16 protein-coding genes and 2 tRNA genes are annotated in these 16,492 nt (G+C 69.9%); 11 read left to right on the forward strand and 7 right to left on the reverse strand.

Annotated elements, in window-relative coordinates; all coding sequences use genetic code 11:
* Window positions 1-41: 41 nt before the first annotated feature.
* Window positions 42-677 carry a DsbA family protein gene (locus E0F75_RS23215; protein ID WP_187624490.1) on the forward strand — a complete coding sequence of 212 codons (636 nt, stop codon included), beginning with the start codon at window positions 42-44 and terminating at the stop codon, window positions 675-677.
* Window positions 678-815: 138 nt separating this feature from the next.
* On the opposite strand, the gene E0F75_RS23220 is transcribed toward E0F75_RS23215, so the two are convergent.
* Complete coding sequence (locus E0F75_RS23220; RefSeq protein ID WP_187624491.1) at window positions 816-1,460, reverse strand: superoxide dismutase; 645 nt, start codon at window positions 1,458-1,460, stop codon at window positions 816-818.
* Between the two features lie 196 nt (window positions 1,461-1,656).
* On the opposite strand from E0F75_RS23220, the gene E0F75_RS23225 reads away from it, so the two are divergent.
* Window positions 1,657-2,553 (forward strand): hypothetical protein, encoded by an 897-nt coding sequence (locus E0F75_RS23225; RefSeq protein ID WP_187624492.1) that lies wholly within the window; start codon window positions 1,657-1,659, stop codon window positions 2,551-2,553.
* A 93-nt stretch (window positions 2,554-2,646) separates the two neighbouring features.
* Here E0F75_RS23225 and E0F75_RS23230 read toward each other — a convergent pair whose 3' ends face one another.
* Window positions 2,647-4,065 carry an amino acid permease gene (locus tag E0F75_RS23230; protein ID WP_187624493.1) on the reverse strand — a complete coding sequence of 473 codons (1,419 nt, stop codon included), beginning with the start codon at window positions 4,063-4,065 and terminating at the stop codon, window positions 2,647-2,649.
* 116 nt (window positions 4,066-4,181) lie between these two features.
* Window positions 4,182-5,555, reverse strand: coding sequence for an amino acid permease (locus tag E0F75_RS23235; protein ID WP_187624494.1), 1,374 nt, complete (start codon window positions 5,553-5,555; stop codon window positions 4,182-4,184).
* 254 nt (window positions 5,556-5,809) lie between these two features.
* On the opposite strand from E0F75_RS23235, the gene E0F75_RS23240 reads away from it, so the two are divergent.
* Window positions 5,810-6,421, forward strand: a complete 612-nt coding sequence (locus E0F75_RS23240; RefSeq protein ID WP_187624495.1) for a biotin transporter BioY — start codon at window positions 5,810-5,812, stop codon at window positions 6,419-6,421.
* Window positions 6,422-6,515: 94 nt separating this feature from the next.
* On the opposite strand, the gene E0F75_RS23245 is transcribed toward E0F75_RS23240, so the two are convergent.
* The gene (locus E0F75_RS23245; RefSeq protein ID WP_187624496.1) at window positions 6,516-7,976 is read right to left on the reverse strand and encodes an amino acid permease; all 1,461 of its coding nucleotides are present in this window, start codon (window positions 7,974-7,976) and stop codon (window positions 6,516-6,518) included.
* Between the two features lie 196 nt (window positions 7,977-8,172).
* On the opposite strand from E0F75_RS23245, the gene E0F75_RS23250 reads away from it, so the two are divergent.
* Both E0F75_RS23250 and E0F75_RS23255 read left to right on the forward strand, forming a co-directional pair.
* The gene (locus E0F75_RS23250; protein ID WP_187624497.1) at window positions 8,173-8,667 is read left to right on the forward strand and encodes a ribose-5-phosphate isomerase; all 495 of its coding nucleotides are present in this window, start codon (window positions 8,173-8,175) and stop codon (window positions 8,665-8,667) included.
* Window positions 8,667-9,476, forward strand: a complete 810-nt coding sequence (locus tag E0F75_RS23255; RefSeq protein WP_187624498.1) for an Fpg/Nei family DNA glycosylase — start codon at window positions 8,667-8,669, stop codon at window positions 9,474-9,476. The genes E0F75_RS23250 and E0F75_RS23255 overlap by 1 nt, the downstream gene beginning before the upstream one ends.
* A gap of 13 nt (window positions 9,477-9,489) precedes the next feature.
* Here E0F75_RS23255 and E0F75_RS23260 read toward each other — a convergent pair whose 3' ends face one another.
* The gene (locus E0F75_RS23260) at window positions 9,490-10,719 is read right to left on the reverse strand and encodes a GNAT family N-acetyltransferase (RefSeq protein ID WP_187624499.1); all 1,230 of its coding nucleotides are present in this window, start codon (window positions 10,717-10,719) and stop codon (window positions 9,490-9,492) included.
* Window positions 10,720-10,825: 106 nt separating this feature from the next.
* On the opposite strand from E0F75_RS23260, the gene E0F75_RS23265 reads away from it, so the two are divergent.
* Together E0F75_RS23265 and E0F75_RS23270 are read left to right on the forward strand one after the other, a co-directional pair.
* Complete coding sequence (locus E0F75_RS23265) at window positions 10,826-11,971, forward strand: PP2C family protein-serine/threonine phosphatase (protein WP_187624500.1); 1,146 nt, start codon at window positions 10,826-10,828, stop codon at window positions 11,969-11,971.
* Between the two features lie 156 nt (window positions 11,972-12,127).
* The gene (locus E0F75_RS23270) at window positions 12,128-12,322 is read left to right on the forward strand and encodes a hypothetical protein (RefSeq protein ID WP_015033610.1); all 195 of its coding nucleotides are present in this window, start codon (window positions 12,128-12,130) and stop codon (window positions 12,320-12,322) included.
* A 31-nt stretch (window positions 12,323-12,353) separates the two neighbouring features.
* On the opposite strand, the gene E0F75_RS23275 is transcribed toward E0F75_RS23270, so the two are convergent.
* Both E0F75_RS23275 and E0F75_RS23280 read right to left on the reverse strand, forming a co-directional pair.
* Window positions 12,354-12,776, reverse strand: coding sequence for an amphi-Trp domain-containing protein (locus E0F75_RS23275; RefSeq protein WP_187624501.1), 423 nt, complete (start codon window positions 12,774-12,776; stop codon window positions 12,354-12,356).
* Window positions 12,777-12,927: 151 nt separating this feature from the next.
* Window positions 12,928-13,001, reverse strand: a tRNA-Gly gene (locus E0F75_RS23280).
* Window positions 13,002-13,133: 132 nt separating this feature from the next.
* Between E0F75_RS23280 and E0F75_RS23285 the strand changes: the two genes are divergently transcribed.
* From E0F75_RS23285 to E0F75_RS23300, 4 genes are all read left to right on the forward strand, one after another.
* A tRNA-Pro gene (locus tag E0F75_RS23285) sits at window positions 13,134-13,210 on the forward strand.
* Window positions 13,211-13,381: 171 nt separating this feature from the next.
* The gene (gene tig, locus E0F75_RS23290) at window positions 13,382-14,767 is read left to right on the forward strand and encodes a trigger factor (RefSeq protein ID WP_187624502.1); all 1,386 of its coding nucleotides are present in this window, start codon (window positions 13,382-13,384) and stop codon (window positions 14,765-14,767) included.
* Between the two features lie 240 nt (window positions 14,768-15,007).
* The gene (locus tag E0F75_RS23295) at window positions 15,008-15,625 is read left to right on the forward strand and encodes an ATP-dependent Clp protease proteolytic subunit (RefSeq protein ID WP_187624503.1); all 618 of its coding nucleotides are present in this window, start codon (window positions 15,008-15,010) and stop codon (window positions 15,623-15,625) included.
* 61 nt (window positions 15,626-15,686) lie between these two features.
* Entirely contained in the window at window positions 15,687-16,349 is a 663-nt protein-coding gene (locus E0F75_RS23300; RefSeq protein ID WP_187624635.1) for an ATP-dependent Clp protease proteolytic subunit, read from the forward strand.
* Window positions 16,350-16,492 lie beyond the last annotated feature (143 nt).

A 16,492-nucleotide genomic window follows, 5' to 3' on the forward strand; every position in this document is an offset into this window, starting at 1 on the left:
TTTCCGCCTTTCTTTTCGCCACGGCCGTACCGAGGAGTGACATGTCCGAGAGCAGGACCACCGCCGACTTCTACTTCGACCCGCTGTGCCCCTGGGCCTGGATGACCTCCCGCTGGATGCTGGAGGTGGAGCAGGTCCGCCCGGTCGACGTGCGGTGGAAGGTCATGAGCCTGGCCGTGCTCAACGAGAACCGTCTCGACGAGGTCCCCGCCGAGTACCGGGAGATGCTGGAGACCAAGGCCTGGGGCCCCGTCCGGGTCGTCATCGCAGCCCAGCAGCTGCACGGCGACGAGGTCGTCGGCAAGCTCTACACCGCGCTCGGCACCCGCTTCCACAACAACGGCGAGGGCCCGACCCGAGAGGCGATCGTCGGCGCCCTGACCGACGCGGGGCTGCCCGAGGACCTGGTCGAGTACGCCGACAAGGACACCTACGACGCCGAGCTGCGCGCCTCGCACACCGAGGGCATATCGAAGGTCGGCCAGGACGTCGGCACCCCGGTCATCGCGGTGCCGGGCGCGGACGGCGACGAGGTCGCCTTCTTCGGCCCCGTCGTCACCCCGACCCCGCGCGGCGAGGCGGCGGCCCGGCTCTGGGACGGCACCCTGCTCGTGGCGTCGACGCCGGGCTTCTACGAGATCAAGCGCACGCGGACGGCGGAGCCCAGCTTCAAGTAGTCCGTGAGGCCTCTGCCGAGGCATGGAAGAACCCCCGTGATTCACGTCATCACGGGGGTTCTTCTTTCATCCGCCTGCGAGTGAAGGTTGAGAAGACGATCACGAGCAGGACGACAGGGGAGCCCTCTCGGGCACCGATCAGAAGGAGATCAGCGGTACGGAGGCCTTGGCGGCGTGGTAGCGCCTGCTGACGTCCTGCCAGTTGACGACCTGCCACATGGCCTCGATGAAGTCCACCTTCTGGTTCTTGTACTGCAGGTAGAAGGCGTGCTCCCAGGCGTCGAAGACCAGGACCGGTACCGAGCCCTGGCCGACGTTGCCCTGGTGGTCGTAGACCTGCTCGACGATGAGCCGGCCGCTGATCGGCTCGTACGCGAGGACGCCCCAGCCGGAGCCCTGGGTGGTCGCGGAGGCCTTGGTCAGCTGGGCCTTGAACTTGGCGAAGGAGCCGAAGGACTCGGTGATCGCGTCCGCGAGGTCACCGACGCCGTCGGCGGCCAGCGGCTCGCCGCCGCCTCCCTCCTTCGGGCTGTTCATGTTGTTCCAGTAGATGGAGTGCAGGATGTGGCCCGAGAGGTGGAAGGCCAGGTTCTTCTCCAGGCCGTTGATCGCGCCCCACTGGTCCTTGTCGCGCGCCTCCTCCAGCTGCTCCAGGGTGTCGTTCGCGCCCTTGACGTACGCGGCGTGGTGCTTGTCGTGGTGCAGCTCGATGATCTGCGGATTGATCACCGGTTCCAGCGCCGCGTAGTCGTACGGCAGCTCCGGAAGTGTGTAGATCGCCATTGCCGAGCCCTTCGCCTGACCTCTTATTGCAACCTATATGCAGGTGCAGGCTAACAGTAGGTGCACGTCGTAGGTGATCAGCCCTTGGTCCTAAGCCGGTCCTGGTCCCTGGTGCGTTCGTCCTGCTTCCGCGCGCTCCGCCGAACGGGTCAACCGGCACTGGGACCGGTCCCACCAAGATCCATAACGTGCTCGCATGAGACTCCCCCTGAGACTTCTCGCGGCGACCACGCTCCTCGCCGTGCTCGGCGCCACCCCCGCAGTCGCCGCCCCCGAGGACTGGCAGCAGGTCGGCACCGACGCACGCAGTGGCATCAGCGGCATCGCCCACGAGGGCGCCGGCGCGCTGGTCGTCCACGACAACAAGCGGACCGGACAGCAGCGCCTCTCCCGCCTCATCCACGCGGAGGGTCCCGCCACCGTCACCCCGCTCTCCTGGACCGGGGCCGAGCCCATCGACCTGGAGGCGATCGAGGCCGTCCCCGGCGCACCCGGCGAGTACCTGGCCCTCGCCGCCCGCGGCATCGTCTACCGCATCAAGGTCGACGGCGACACCGCCACCGTCCTCGACTACTCCCCGCTCCTGGAGATCGGCGAGGGCGACGACTTCGAGAGCTTCGCCCTCGTGTCCCGGGACGGGATGTTCGCCGCGCTGTGGGCGGACCGCGGCTCCGGTACGGACCGGCCCGCCACCCTGTACGCGGCGCCGCTCTCGTTCGCGTCCTGGGGGCAGGTGCTGTTCGGCGCCGCCAGCCGGCGGGTCTACCGGTCGGCGTATCCGACCGACGCCGGGACGCGCCACATCTCCGACATCACGGTGACCGACTCCGGCCGGATCCTGGTCGGTTCGGCGTCGGACGCCGGAGATGACGGCCCGTTCGACTCGGCCGTGAGCGACGCGGGCCGGGTGACCCTCTCGGCCGTCGGCCGGGTACGGATCTCGCTCGAAGCGGCACCGAAGGTCCTCGGCACCTTCCCCGGCTACAAGATCGAGGCCGTGGAGTGCCTGCCCGGCACGGGCGATGCCCTGCTCGGCACGGACGACGAGAACGCCGGCGGGTACGTACGGGCGGCCCCGTGCTGCGGAGTCTGACCCCGTTCCGACCCCACCCCCTCCGGACACGGCACCGCGCCCCGCCGAGCACGAGCTGCTCGACGGGGCGCGGTCACGCGGGAGGAGGGAGGCTCAGGACTCCTCGGTCACCGGCCCCCGCAGCTTCTGCCGCGCGAAGCCGACGGCGGCGAGCAGCAGCGTCAGGCCGCCCGTCCAGTACAGCTGCACCCGCGTGCCCTCCTCACGGGCCATCAGGACGAAGATCGCCGCCATGCCGGCGAGCGCCACCCAGGTCAGCACCGGGAAGGCCCACATCCGCACGACCAGCTTCTCGGGCGCCTCGCGCTCGGTGCGGCGGCGCAGCACCAGCTGGGAGGCGGCGATGAAGAACCAGACGACCAGGATGATCGCGCCGATCGTGTTGAGCAGCCAGACGAAGATGTCGTCCGGACGCCAGTAGCTGAGCAGCACGCAGGCGAAGCCGAAGACGGAGGAGACGAGCACCGCCGGGCGGGGGACCCCGCCGAAGGTGCGGCCGAGCGCCTTCGGGCCCTGGCCGCGCGAGACGAGCGAACCGGCCATGCGGGAGGCGCCGTAGATGTTGGCGTTCATCGCCGACAGCAGGGCGACGAGCACGACGACGTTCATGATCTGGCCGGCCGCCGGGATGCCCAGGTGGTCGAGGGTCGCGACGTACGGGCCCTTCTCGACGACCCCCTTGTCGCCCCACGGGACGAGGGTGACGATGACCGCCATCGAGCCGATGTAGAAGAGCGCGATCCGCCACATCGCCGTACGGACCGCCTTGGCGACGCCCTGTACCGGGTGCTCCGACTCGGCCGCCGCGATGGTGACCGTCTCCAGACCGCCGTACGCGAAGACGGAGGCGAGCAGACCCACGATCAGGCCCTCGGAGCCGTGCGGGAAGAAGCCGCCGTCGCCGGTGAGGTTCGCGGTGCCGGGGGCGTCCGTGCCGGGCAGGACGCCGACGATCGCGAGGACGCCGATGCCGAGGAAGAGGACGATCGCGCCGACCTTGAGCGCGGCGAACCAGAACTCGAACTCGCCGAAGTTCTTCACGGCCGCGAGGTTGGTGACGCAGAAGACCAGCATGAAGAGCGCGACCCAGGCCCACTCGGGGCTGTCCGGGAACCAGCCGGTCATGATCTTCGCGGCGCCGATGCCCTCCAGGCCGACGGCGACGCAGAGCAGGAACCAGAAGGCCCAGCCGGCGGTGAACCCGGCCCAGGGGCCGAGGGCCCGCTCGGCGTGGACGGAGAACGAGCCGGAGGCCGGGTTCGCCGCGGACATCTCGCCGAGCATGCGCATCACCAGCATCACGAGGATGCCGGAGATCGCGTAGGCGATCACGATCGAGGGCCCGGCGGCGGCGATGCCGGCGCCGGAGCCGACGAAGAGCCCGGCGCCGATGACGCCGCCGAGGGCGATCATCGAGAGATGGCGCTGCTTGAGGCCGTGGGTGAGGCCTTCGGCGGGTGCGGTCGCGCCGTCCTTGCGGTCGGCCGGCGCGGGCGCGGTGGTCCGAGACATGGGCGAGCCCTGTTCACTAGCTGAGACGGGGAGGGAGCCCACAGTCTGTGGGCCACCACCGCTGACAGGGAACGGATGTCCGCTATACGGGCACGACCTTCACACAAGGTGAAGATCTAACCTCGCTTCGTACGCAGTTCCCGGGCCCAGGCGACCAGCAGCACCGCCCCGGTCGCCGCCCCCGACCACAGCACCTGCGGCCGGGCCGCGTCGTCCGTCAGCATCAGGACCAGCACCGCGCCCATCGCCGCGAGCGCCACCCAGGTCAGCCACGGGAAGCCCCACATCCTCAGCGTCAGCGTCTCCGGGGCCTCGCGCTCGATCCGGCGCCGCAGCCGCAGCTGCGAGACCGCGATCAGCGCCCAGACGAAGAGCAGCACCGCGCCGACGGCGTTGAGCATGTAGAGGAAGACGGAATCCGGCCACTTCAGATTCAGCAGTACGGAGACGAAGCCGAAGGCCACCGAGGCGAGCACCGCCCGGCGCGGCACCCCGCCGCCCGAGACCCGCAGCAGCCCCTTCGGCGCCTCGCCGCGCTCGGCCAGCGAGAACACCATCCGCGAGGAGCCGTACAGGTTCGCGTTGAGCGCCGAGAGCAGCGCCACGAACACCACCACGTTCATGATCTGGCCCGCCCCCGGCACCCCGATCGCGTCCAGGACGGCGACGTACGGCGACTCGCCCGGCTCCATCGAGGTCCAGGGCAGCAGCGTCACGATGACCAGCATCGAGCCCACGTAGAAGAGGAGGATCCGCCAGACCGCGCTGCGCACCGCCCGGGCCACGTTCCGCGCCGGGTCGTCGGACTCGGCCGCCGCGATCGTGACGACCTCCAGACCGCCGAAGGCGAAGACGACGGCGAGGACCCCGGAGATCACTCCCGACCAGCCGTTGGGCAGGAAACCGCCCTGCCCGGTCAGATTCGCGAGCCCCACCGGATCCGTGTCGGGCAGCCAGCCCACGATCGCCAGCGTGCCGAGCACCAGGAAGAGGACGATCGCACCGACCTTGAGCGCCGCGAACCAGAACTCGAACTCGCCGAAGTTCTTCACCGCCGCGAGGTTGGCCACGGTGAACACGATCATGAAGATCAGCACCCAGCCCCACTGCGGGACCTCCGGCACCCAGCCGTTCGCGATCCGCGCCGCGCCCGTCGCCTCCACGGCGAGGACGACGACGAGCAGGAACCAGTACAGCCAGCCCACCGAGAAACCGGCCCACCGGCCGAGCGCGCGCTCGGCGTGCACCGAGAAGGCCCCCGAGGCGGGCATCGCCGCCGACATCTCGCCCAGCATCCGCATGACCAGCATCGCGAGGGCGCCGGCGATCAGATACGAGACCACGATGCCTGGCCCGGCGACGGCGATGCCCGCGCCGGATCCGACGAAGAGCCCGGCGCCGATCACACCGCCGAGCCCCAGCATCGTCAGATGACGCTGCTTCAGACCGTGGGAGAGGGGCTCCGGTTCGGAGGCGAGGGAGTCGTGCATGTGGGGGCTCGTGCTCTCTGACGGTTTATGGAGACCCCACAGTCTCTCCAGTGAACGACCCCTGGCGCAAAAGGGACCTCCGCGCAGGAGTTCCCAGTGACAAGCGTCACGTGGCGAGAAGGGTGATCGTCGCGGTTTGTTCGTTCTCAACGAAGCACTCGACCGTCGCTTTGTCGGCGGCTGACGGTGATCGAGCGTTCACTCCTGGCATACCGTCAAGGCGTCCCACTCACCCTCACCCCCGCGGAGTACCGATGAGCACCGCCGCCGCCCCCGTCCGTTCCCTCCGTGCGGGAACCGTCCTCGCCGACCTGCTGCCCACGAGCGGGAGCGTGGCCGCGAGCCGCGCCCGCGACATCGCCCTGGTCGTCGGCGGCGCCGCCCTCACCGGCCTCGCCGCGCAGCTCTCCCTCCCGGTCCCCGGCTCGCCGGTCCCGGTCTCCGGCCAGACCTTCGCCGCCCTGCTCGTCGGCACGGCCCTCGGCGCCCGCCGCGGCTTCCTCGCCCTTGCCCTGTACGCGGTGGCCGGCATGGCGGGCGTGCCGTGGTTCGCGCAGGCATCCTCGGGCTACGGCATGCCGTCCTTCGGCTACGTCCTCGGCATGCTGCTCGCCTCGACCGTCGTCGGCGCCCTCGCCCGCCGGGGCGCGGACCGCTCGGTGCTCCGCACGGCCGGCGCGATGGTCCTGGGCTCCGCGATCATCTACGCGGTCGGCGTGCCGTACCTGGCGCTCGCCACCGGCATGACCCTCGGCCAGGCCGTCGCGGCGGGCCTCACCCCGTTCCTCATCGGCGACGCCCTCAAGGCGGCCCTCGCGATGGGCGTCCTGCCGACCGCGTGGAAGCTGCTCGACCGCAAGGGCTGAGCCGTCACCCCGTGGGTACGGACCCGCGCGCATACGAAGAGGGCCCGCCGTTCCCCGAGGAACGGCGGGCCCTCTCGCGTGGGTGCCCCCGGCGCTAGACGCGCTCGGAGATCTCCGTGGCGGCCTCCGTCGAGGCCTTCGTGAACCGCTCCTTGACCAGCGCGATCACGATCACGAGCGCGGCCACGAGCAGCGAGAGGACGACCTGCTCACGGGCGCTGCCGCCGTCGTAGATCATGTAGCCGAGGACGAAGACGATCATGGCGATCGTCGCCCAGGTCAGGTACGGGAAGAGCCACATCTTCACGACGAGCTTCTCCGGCGTCTCGCGCAGGATGATGCCGCGCATCCGCAGCTGGGTCACACAGATGACCAGCCAGACGAAGAGCGCCACCGCGCCGGAGGAGTTCAGCAGGAACGCGAAGACGGTGTCCGGCCACTTGTAGTTGAAGAAGACCGCGACGAAGCCGAAGACGACCGAGCCGAGGATCGCCGCCACCGGCACGCCCCGCTTGTTGACCTTGGCGAAGGCCTTGGGCGCGTCACCGCGCCGGCCGAGCGAGAAGGCCATGCGGGAGGCGGTGTAGAGGCCCGAGTTCAGGCAGGAGAGCACGGCGGTGAGGACGATCACGTTCATGATCTGACCGGCGTGCGCGATGCCGATGGAGTCGAGGGCGGCGACGTACGAGCCCTTCTCGACGATCGACTTGTCGTTCCACGGCAGCAGGGTCAGGACGATGAAGATCGAGCCCAGGTAGAAGACGCCGATGCGCCAGATGACGCTGTTGGTGGCCTTGGTGACGGCCCGCTGCGGGTCCTCGGACTCGCCGGCGGCCAGGGTGACGATCTCGCTGCCCATGAAGGAGAAGACGACCATCAGCACACCGGTGAGGATCGCCCCCGCGCCCATCGGGAAGAAGCCCCCGCTGTCGGTGAGATGCGCGAACCCGGCGCCCGGGTTGTCCGAGCCGGGCAGCACGCCGAAGACGGCGAGCATGCCGATGACGACGAACGCGCCGATCGCGACGACCTTGATGCCGGCGAACCAGAACTCGAACTCGCCGTACGAGGCGACGGAACCGAGGTTGGTGGCGGTGAGCACCACCATCACGATGAGCGCCCAGCCCCACTGCGGCACGGCGGGGATCCAGCTCTCCAGGATCTTGGCGCCCGCGGTCGCCTCGACGGCGAGCACGACGACCCAGAAGAACCAGTAGAGCCAGCCGATGCTGAAGCCGGCCCAGCGGCCGAGCGCCCGGTCGGCGTAGGCGGAGAAGGAGCCGGAGGACGGCCGGGCGGCGGCCATCTCGCCGAGCATCCGCATCACGAAGACGACCATGGTGCCGACGAGAGCGTACGAGAGCAGGATCGCGGGACCGGCGGCGGCGATGCCGGAGCCGGAGCCGACGAAGAGACCGGCACCGATGACGCCACCGATGGCGATCATCGACAGGTGACGGTTCTTGAGACCGGCCTTGAGGCCGTCGGAGGAGTGCGGTGCCCCGGGGGCACCGGTCTCCTCGCCGTCCTTCGTCAGGGTCGGTTGCGTGTTCATGAACGCTTCCTTGCGTGTGGGGGGCGCTCGGGTCGCGAGCCCGAGCATTGAACACCGGGAACGGGTGTGATCGGAAGACCTCATTCCGGATCGTTGTGTGGACCACTTCGCGAGAGTCGAAGGTCCGTACCAGGCCGGGTGAAGGTCCCGACCCCGCTGCCTGCTACCCGGGCCCGGACATGCCACACTCGGTTTCATGCGCGTCTACATCGGTTCCGACCACGCCGGCTTTGAACTCAAGAACCACCTCGTCGAGTGGCTCACGGCACACGGCCACGAGCCCGTCGACTGCGGTCCCCACATCTACGACGCCCTGGACGACTACCCGCCGTTCTGCCTGCGTGCCGCCGAGAAGACGGCCGCGGACCCGGACGGCCTGGGCATCGTCATCGGCGGTTCGGGCAACGGCGAGCAGATCGCCGCGAACAAGGTGAAGGGGGTGCGCGCCGCCCTCGCCTGGAGCGAGCAGACCGCCGCCCTCGGCCGCGAGCACAACAACGCCAACGTGATCTCCGTCGGCGGCCGGATGCACACCCGGGAAGAGGCGACCAAGTTCGTCGAGATCTTCCTCAGCACCCCGTACTCCGGTGACGAGCGTCACACCCGCCGGATCGACATGCTCACCGCGTACGAGAACACCGGCGAGCTCCCCCCGATCCCGGCCCACCACCCGCAGGAGCCGACCGCCTGATGCCCGAGGGGCACACGATCCACCGACTGGCCGCCGACCACCGGGAACGGTTCGGCGGCCGGTCCGTGCGGGTGACCAGCCCGCAGGGCAAGTTCACGGACTCCGCGGCGCTGCTCGACCGCACCGTGCTCGACACCACCGAGGCCCACGGCAAGCACCTCTTCCTCGGCTTCGCCGGCATGGGCTGGGTCCACATCCACCTGGGCCTCTTCGGCAAGGTGAACTTCGGGGACGCGCCTGCCCCGCCGCCCACCGACACGGTCCGGCTGCGCCTCGCGAACCCTGAGTCGTACGTCGACCTCCGCGGCCCCACCACGTGCGCGCTGATCACGGACGCCGAGAAGCAGGCGATACACGACCGCCTCGGCCCGGACCCGCTCCGCGACGGCGACGACCCCGACCGGGCCTGGCACCGGGTCTCTAAGTCCCGCACCACGATCGCCGCGCTGCTCATGGACCAGAAGGTCATCGCCGGCGTCGGCAACGTCTACCGTGCCGAGGTCCTCTTCCGGCACGGCATCGACCCCTACCGCACGGGCAAGGACCTGACGCGCCGGGAATGGGACGCGATCTGGACGGACCTGAGGGAGCTCATGCGCGAGGGCGTCCGCCTGAACCGCATCGACACGGTCCGCCCCGAACACACCCCCGAGGCGATGGGCCGTCCGCCGCGCGTGGACGACCACGGCGGCGAGGTCTACGTCTACCGCCGCGCCCACATGCCGTGCCACCTCTGCACCACGGAGATCCGCACGGCGGACCTGGCAGCCCGAAACCTCTTCTGGTGCCCGGGCTGCCAGCAGCTCTAGAGGGCGCGCTGCGCTAGAACCCGTGCGGCAGCCACGGCGCGACCGGCGACCCGAACGCGACGGACGCCTCCACCAGGGCCCCTTCCCGCAGCTCCCGCACCCGCCCGGCCCCCGCCAGCGACGCCAGCGAGATCCCGCCCAGGTATGCCGCGCCCAACTCCCTTACGGACAGCGCCAGATCCGCCGGATCCGAGGTACGGACGCAGGTCGCGCCCTTCTGGTCTCCCGTCAGCCGCCACCGCCCCTCGTTCCACGGACAGAACGCGTCCTCGACCTCGAACACCACATCCACCGCCGCCTGATACGTCCGCGCCTCCAGCGCCGCGCCCACCTCCACGAGCCGCAGATGCAGCGCGTCCCGCAGATGCGGCGCGCAGCGCCGGATGTCGCTCACCAGGTGCTGCCAGCCGTCGTCCACCGGCCGACTGAGGATCCGTACCTCCGAGGTCAGGTCCACCGAGCAGAGGAACCGCCACAGCGCCGCCTCCGCCGCCGGGTCGAGACCGAACAGCCGGTGCACGATCACCGACCCCGCCGCTCCCGTGAACGACCAGTCGGGCTTGATCGCGTAATGGGCGTACCCCACGACCTCCCCGTCCCGCTCGGCGAGCACACAGAGCCGCGGCGACGCGCCCTCCCGGTCGCCCGGCGGGTCGATCAGCGCGAGGCGCTCCCAGCCGGGCATCGAGGCGAGCATGCCCGGCCGCGTGGGCACGAGGCGCGCGTACACCGCCTCGCACGCCGCCGAGGACTCGGTGGGATCGGCCTGCCGGAGCCGCACCTCGTCCGTGCCCTCCGGCACCGTGAGCCGCACCCGCGTGGTGTCGATCGTCGCCCGTGCCGTGTACGCGGTCAGGCCGTACCCGAACCGCCCGTAGATCTCCGGCTCCGAGGCCGTGAGCACCGCGATCGACTCGCCGGCCGCCCGCAGGTCGTCCAGTTGCCGCCGCATCATCGAGGTCAGGATCCCGCGCCGCCGGTGCGTGCCGGCCACGCTCACCATCGTCACGCCGCCGGCCGGGACCGACGCCCCGCCCGGCACCGTGAGCCGGAACGTGAACGCCCCCGCCGTGCCGACACACAGGTCACCGTCCCAAACCCCCAGAGACCGGTCGAACTCGGTCAGGTCGCGCCACAGCTGCCGTTCCTCCGGTGCCTCGGGCACACCCCCGAAGGCGAGTTCGAGGACTCCGTACCAGCGGTCCCACTCGGTCGGGTCGAGAACCCGCAGTTCAGTAGTCATATGCCATCGATATCAGCGGCGCCCGCCCGGGGCGACCCGATTTCGCGCACATTGTCACAGGGGTACCCCTGCGCGATGTCGGACGGGATGGATAGGGTCCAGGCCAATGGGACACCGCGCCGGAGTGAAGACGTACGCGGCCCGGATGCGCCGACGCGCCCGCCGGGCCCGCATCGCGCTGCGCAGATCCGGTGTCGACTACTTCCGCGGGGACGGCTCCGACTGGCTCGCCTTCGCCGGACTCCTGCTGACGATTCCGGCCATCGCCTTCGGAACGCTCCTCGACCCGGTCTGGTGCGCACCCGCCGCCCTCGTGCTGCCGATCGTGGCCGGCGGACTGCTGCTGCGCCCCGCGAGCCTGCTCGGTCTGTACGCGGCCGCCGCCGGCGCCCTCATCGTCGAGTCCATCGTCCTCGGCCCGTACACCCAGGGCCCCGCGCGCGTGACCCCCGGCACCGTCCTGGTCGTCGCCGCCTGCGGACTCTTCGGACTGCTCATCGCCCAGTTCAGGGCCCGGGTCGGGGTGCCCTGGCGGCGCGGCGGCACCATGCTCTTCGACCTGCGCGAGCGCATCCGCGTCCAGAGCGCCCTGCCGCGCCTCCCGCAGGGCTGGCACCGCGAGATGGCCCTGCGCCCGGCCGGCGGCCAGTCGTTCTCCGGCGACTTCGTCGTCGCCGCCCGCACCCACGGCGGCCGGACCCTGGAGGTCGTCCTCACCGACGTCTCCGGCAAGGGCATGGACGCGGCCTCCCGTTCCCTGCTGCTCTCCGGCGCCTTCGGCGGACTCCTCGGCTCGCTCCCGCCGCACGGCTTCCTGCCCGCGGCCAACGGCTATCTGCTCCGCCAGAACTGGGACGAGGGCTTCGCCACCTCCATCCACCTCGTCCTGGACCTGGAGTCCGGCGACTACGAGCTCTTCTCCGCCGGCCACCTGCCCGCCCTCCAGCTGCACGCGGGCAACGGGCGGTGGGAGGAGAAGGCCGCCGACGGGCCGCTGCTCGGCGTCTACGACGGCGCCGAGTTCCACCCGGACAAGGGATCCCTGCGCCCCGGCGACGTCCTCATGCTCTTCACCGACGGCCTCGTCGAGGCCGCCGACCGGGACATCGCCGAGGGCATCGACCGCCTCACCGGCGAGGCCGACCGCTGTGTCGTGGAAGGCTTCGACGGCGTCGCCTGGGACCTGATCGAGGCCGTCGCCAAGGACGTCAACGACGACCGGGCCCTGCTGCTGATCTCCCGCCGCGCCTGACCCGCGTCCGCCGCGGCGACGTGATCTCGTCCACGACGATTCGTCACCGGGCAGCGGGGGCAGGGGGGTTGGTGGCACGATGGAGACAGCGGGGGGTGTTCCGGGACACGGGCTCCCTGGTGGGCAAGGCGGGACCGACCGAGGGTGTGATCAGTTGTGGCCATTTCACTGTCTGTGGTGTTGCTGTTGGCAATCATCCTGGTGGTGCTGATCCGCGGGGGGAACCTCAAGGGCGGCCCGGCCGTGGTCGCGGTCCTCTTCGGCTTCTTCCTCGCCTCCACCGGCATGGCCGACGACATCCAGCGCTTCCTGGACTCGATAACGCAGACGGTCGCCTCGATAAAGTTCTGAGGCGGACCCCGGGAAAGCTCCGAGGCGACTCTCAGGTCGCGGCCGGCGCGGCCGCCGCGGAGGGCGTCGCCGCCGCTCGCTTCGTCCGCCGGCCGCCACCGGAGGCCGACGCGGGCCCGGCCGCCGCCTTGCGCGACGCCCGCTTCGCCGGTGTGGCCGTCCTGGTCGACTTCGCCGCCGCGGTCTTCGCCGGCTCGGCCGGCTTCGCGGGCGCGCTCTTCCGGGCGCGGCCCGTCGGCCACTTGAACTCGATCTCCAGCTCGATCTCCCCGTTCGACACCTCGAATTCCAGCTCGCAGCGGAGCTCGTCGGGGATGCGCAGGCTCAGGGTCCCCGCCCCCAGCTCCAGCTCGGCCTCTCCGCCCTGGCGCAGGGCGGCGGCGAGCGCGGTCAGCTGATCCGCGGCCTCGGCGCGGGACAGCGAGCGCTTCTGCTCGAACTTCAGGTCCTTCATGGACGGCCTCCGGTGCGGAGAAGGACGGGATCGATCTCAGCCCAGTCTGCGGCCGTCCGCCCGACCCGGCATCTCGCACGAACGGGGGACACCCCGTGAAACGCCTCGGGGCCGGTCAGGAGAAGACAACTCCTGACCGGCCCCGAGCACATGGAGCGGGTGACGGGAATCGAACCCGCGTAGCTAGTTTGGAAGACTAGTGCTCTACCATTGAGCTACACCCGCACAGCATCGCGCCGCAGGTCACGAGGACCGCGGCACGAAGAGCATGGTAGCGGTTCGGGGGCCCTTCGCGCACACCCCGAAAACAGGGGGCGCCGTACAGTCCCCGTCCATGTACCCTACGTGTCGCACCGACGGGGTGTGGCGCAGCTTGGTAGCGCGTCCGCTTTGGGAGCGGAAGGCCGTGGGTTCAAATCCCGCCACCCCGACCATGACGATCACGCGCAAAGACCGCGCGCTCTTGATCACGTTGTGGGCGTCATCCCGCTTGCGGTTACTATGCAAGCTGCGTGCCCGTGTGTCTTTCTGACCGGGCCGACCCGCCGGAACCGCCACACGCGGCGCCGGTGGATTCCAGGAATCAGCCACAAGGAGACCGAACCGTGAAGAGCGCCGTGGAGACCCTGAACCCGACTCGGGTTCGGCTCACTGTCGAGGTGCCCTTCGAGGAGCTCAAGGACAGCCTCGACGCGGCGTACAAGAAGATCAACCAGCAGGTCACGGTCAAGGGCTTCCGTAAGGGCAAGATCCCGGCTCGCGTGATCGACCAGCGGTTCGGCCGCGGCGCCGTGCTGGAAGAGGCCGTCAACGACGCGCTCCCGAAGTTCTACACCGAGGCCGTCAACGAGGCCGAGGTCAACCCGCTGGGCCAGCCCGAGGTCGACATCACCGAGCTGAAGGACGGCGAGCTGCTGGCCTTCACCGCCGAGGTCGACATCCGCCCGACGCTCGAGATCCCGGACTACTCCGGCATCGAGGTCACCGTCGACGCGGTCGAGGTCACCGACGAGGACGTCGAGAAGTCCGTGGAGCAGCTCCGCGAGCGCTTCGCCTCGACCTCCGCGGTCGAGCGCGCCGCCCAGGACGGCGACGTCGTCACCATCGACCTCGAAGCCAAGGTCGACGGCGAGGTCCTGCCCGACGGTGTCGCGAGCGACGTCTCGTACACCATCGGTTCGGGCGAGCTGCTCGAAGGCATCGACGAGGCCGTCAAGGGCCTGGAGGCCGGTGGCGAGGCCACCTTCACCTCGCAGCTGAAGGGCGGCTCCGCCGAGGGCAAGGACGCGGAGGTCACCGTCAAGGTCACCACCGTCTCCGCCCGTGAGCTCCCCGAGCTCGACGACGAGTTCGCGCAGATGGCGTCGGAGTTCGACACCCTCGACGAGCTCAAGGCCGACAGCCGCAAGCGCCTCGAGAACATGAAGCAGTTCGACCAGGCCACCCAGGCCCAGGAGCGCGTCCTCGACGAGCTCCTCAAGCTGGTCGAGGTCCCGATGCCCGAGAAGCTTCTCGAGGACGAGATCAACACCCGCAAGCACAACCTGGAGCACCACCAGCTCGGCCAGATGGGCCTCGACCTCGTGAAGTACCTGGAGATCCAGGGCAAGACCGAGGAAGAGTTCCTGGCCGAGACCAAGGAGCAGGCCGAGAAGGGCATCAAGACGCAGTTCATCCTCGATGAGCTCGTCAACAAGGAGAAGCTCGACGTCTCCCGCGAGGAGCTCACCGAGCACCTGTTCCGCCGTGCCGCCTCCTCCGGCATGAGCCCCGACCAGTTCGCCCAGGCCGTGGCCGAGGGTGGCCAGGTTCCGATGCTCGTCGGCGAGGTCGCCCGCGGCAAGGCCCTCGCGGTCGTCGTCGAGGCCGCCAAGGTCCTCGACAGCAACGGTGAGGTCGTCGACCTCTCCGACGACGAGGACGAGGTCGAGACCGCCGCCGAGGCCGTCGAGGCCGTCACCGGCGAGGCCGAGGTCTCCGAGGACAAGTAAGGGGCCCTCCGCCCCGCGCGGACCCCGCTCCACGGGCCCGTACGCACTCCAGTGCGTACGGGCCCGTGGACGTACGAGGACCCGGCCATGCGCCCCCAACTACCTTGCGCTCCCAGCGAACAGTTCGGGAACCGGGATGGCGTTGTCCTACCTGCGCGTTAGGGTCCATGAAGAGAGGGCAGTGCCCTCGGTACGAGACGCTGAGACGGCCCTGGCCGTCGGAGACGAGCAGGTGGATACGTGACGAATCTGAAGCCTTACGCCGCGGGTGAGCCGTCCATCGGTGGCGGCCTCGGCGACCATGTCTACAACCGGCTGCTCGGCGAGCGGATCATCTTCCTCGGCCAGCAGGTCGACGACGACATCGCCAACAAGATCACCGCCCAGATGCTCCTCCTGGCCGCCGAGCCGGACAAGGACATCTACCTGTACATCAACAGCCCCGGCGGCTCGGTGACGGCCGGGATGGCGGTCTACGACACCATCCAGTTCATCCCGAACGACGTCGTCACCATCGGCATGGGCATGGCGGCCTCCATGGGCCAGTTCCTGCTCACCGCCGGCGCCCCCGGCAAGCGCTTCGCGCTGCCGAACACCGACATCCTGATGCACCAGGGCTCCGCCGGTATCGGCGGCACCGCCTCCGACATCAAGATCCAGGCCGAGTACCTGCTCCGCACGAAGAAGCGGATGGCCGAGATCACCGCGCAGCACTCCGGCCAGACCGTCGAGACGATCATCCGTGACGGTGACCGCGACCGCTGGTTCACCGCGGACGAGGCCAAGCAGTACGGCCTCATCGACGACATCATCACGCACGCCGCAGGTGTTCCGGGCGGCGGCGGCACGGGCGCCTGAGCCCGTCCGCCCGCCCAAGAGCCCCAGCCCACCGAACGCCACCAGGACGGTGAACACCCAGATGCAGAACAACCTCTCCGCGAGCGGCCTCTACACCGGCGCGCCGATCGACAACCGCTACGTCGTGCCGCGCTTCGTCGAGCGCACCTCGCAGGGCATCCGCGAGTACGACCCGTACGCCAAGCTCTTCGAAGAGCGCGTGATCTTCCTCGGCGTGCAGATCGACGACGCCTCGGCCAACGACGTCATGGCGCAGCTCCTGTGCCTGGAGTCGATGGACCCGGACCGCGACATCTCGATCTACATCAACAGCCCGGGCGGCTCCTTCACCGCCCTCACGGCGATCTACGACACCATGCAGTTCGTGAAGCCGGACATCCAGACGGTCTGCATGGGCCAGGCGGCCTCCGCCGCGGCCGTGCTGCTCGCCGCGGGCACCCCCGGCAAGCGGATGGCCCTGCCGAACGCCCGCGTGCTGATCCACCAGCCGTCCGGCGGCACCGGCCGTGAGCAGCTCTCCGACCTGGAGATCGCCGCCCGCGAGATCCTGCGGATGCGCAGCCAGCTCGAGGAGATGCTGGCCAAGCACTCCTCGACGCCGATCGAGAAGATCCGCGACGACATCGAGCGTGACAAGATCCTCACGGCCGAGGACGCCCTGGCGTACGGCCTGGTCGACCAGATCGTCTCGACCCGTAAGAGCACGGCCTCCGCGGAGCGCTGACGCCCGACCTTCCCGTGGCACGGTACGCGTGGCCGAATCGCGACCATGTGAACCGTGCCAAGGGGGGCCCGAACGGGGGGCCCGGCAAGGTACCGTCGAATATGAGGCACCAGGAGTCGCTGAACCAAGCGCTCCCAGGCGAA

The sequence above is a fragment of the Streptomyces sp. CB02980 genome (assembly GCF_014451325.2).
Lineage (GTDB): Bacteria > Actinomycetota > Actinomycetes > Streptomycetales > Streptomycetaceae > Streptomyces.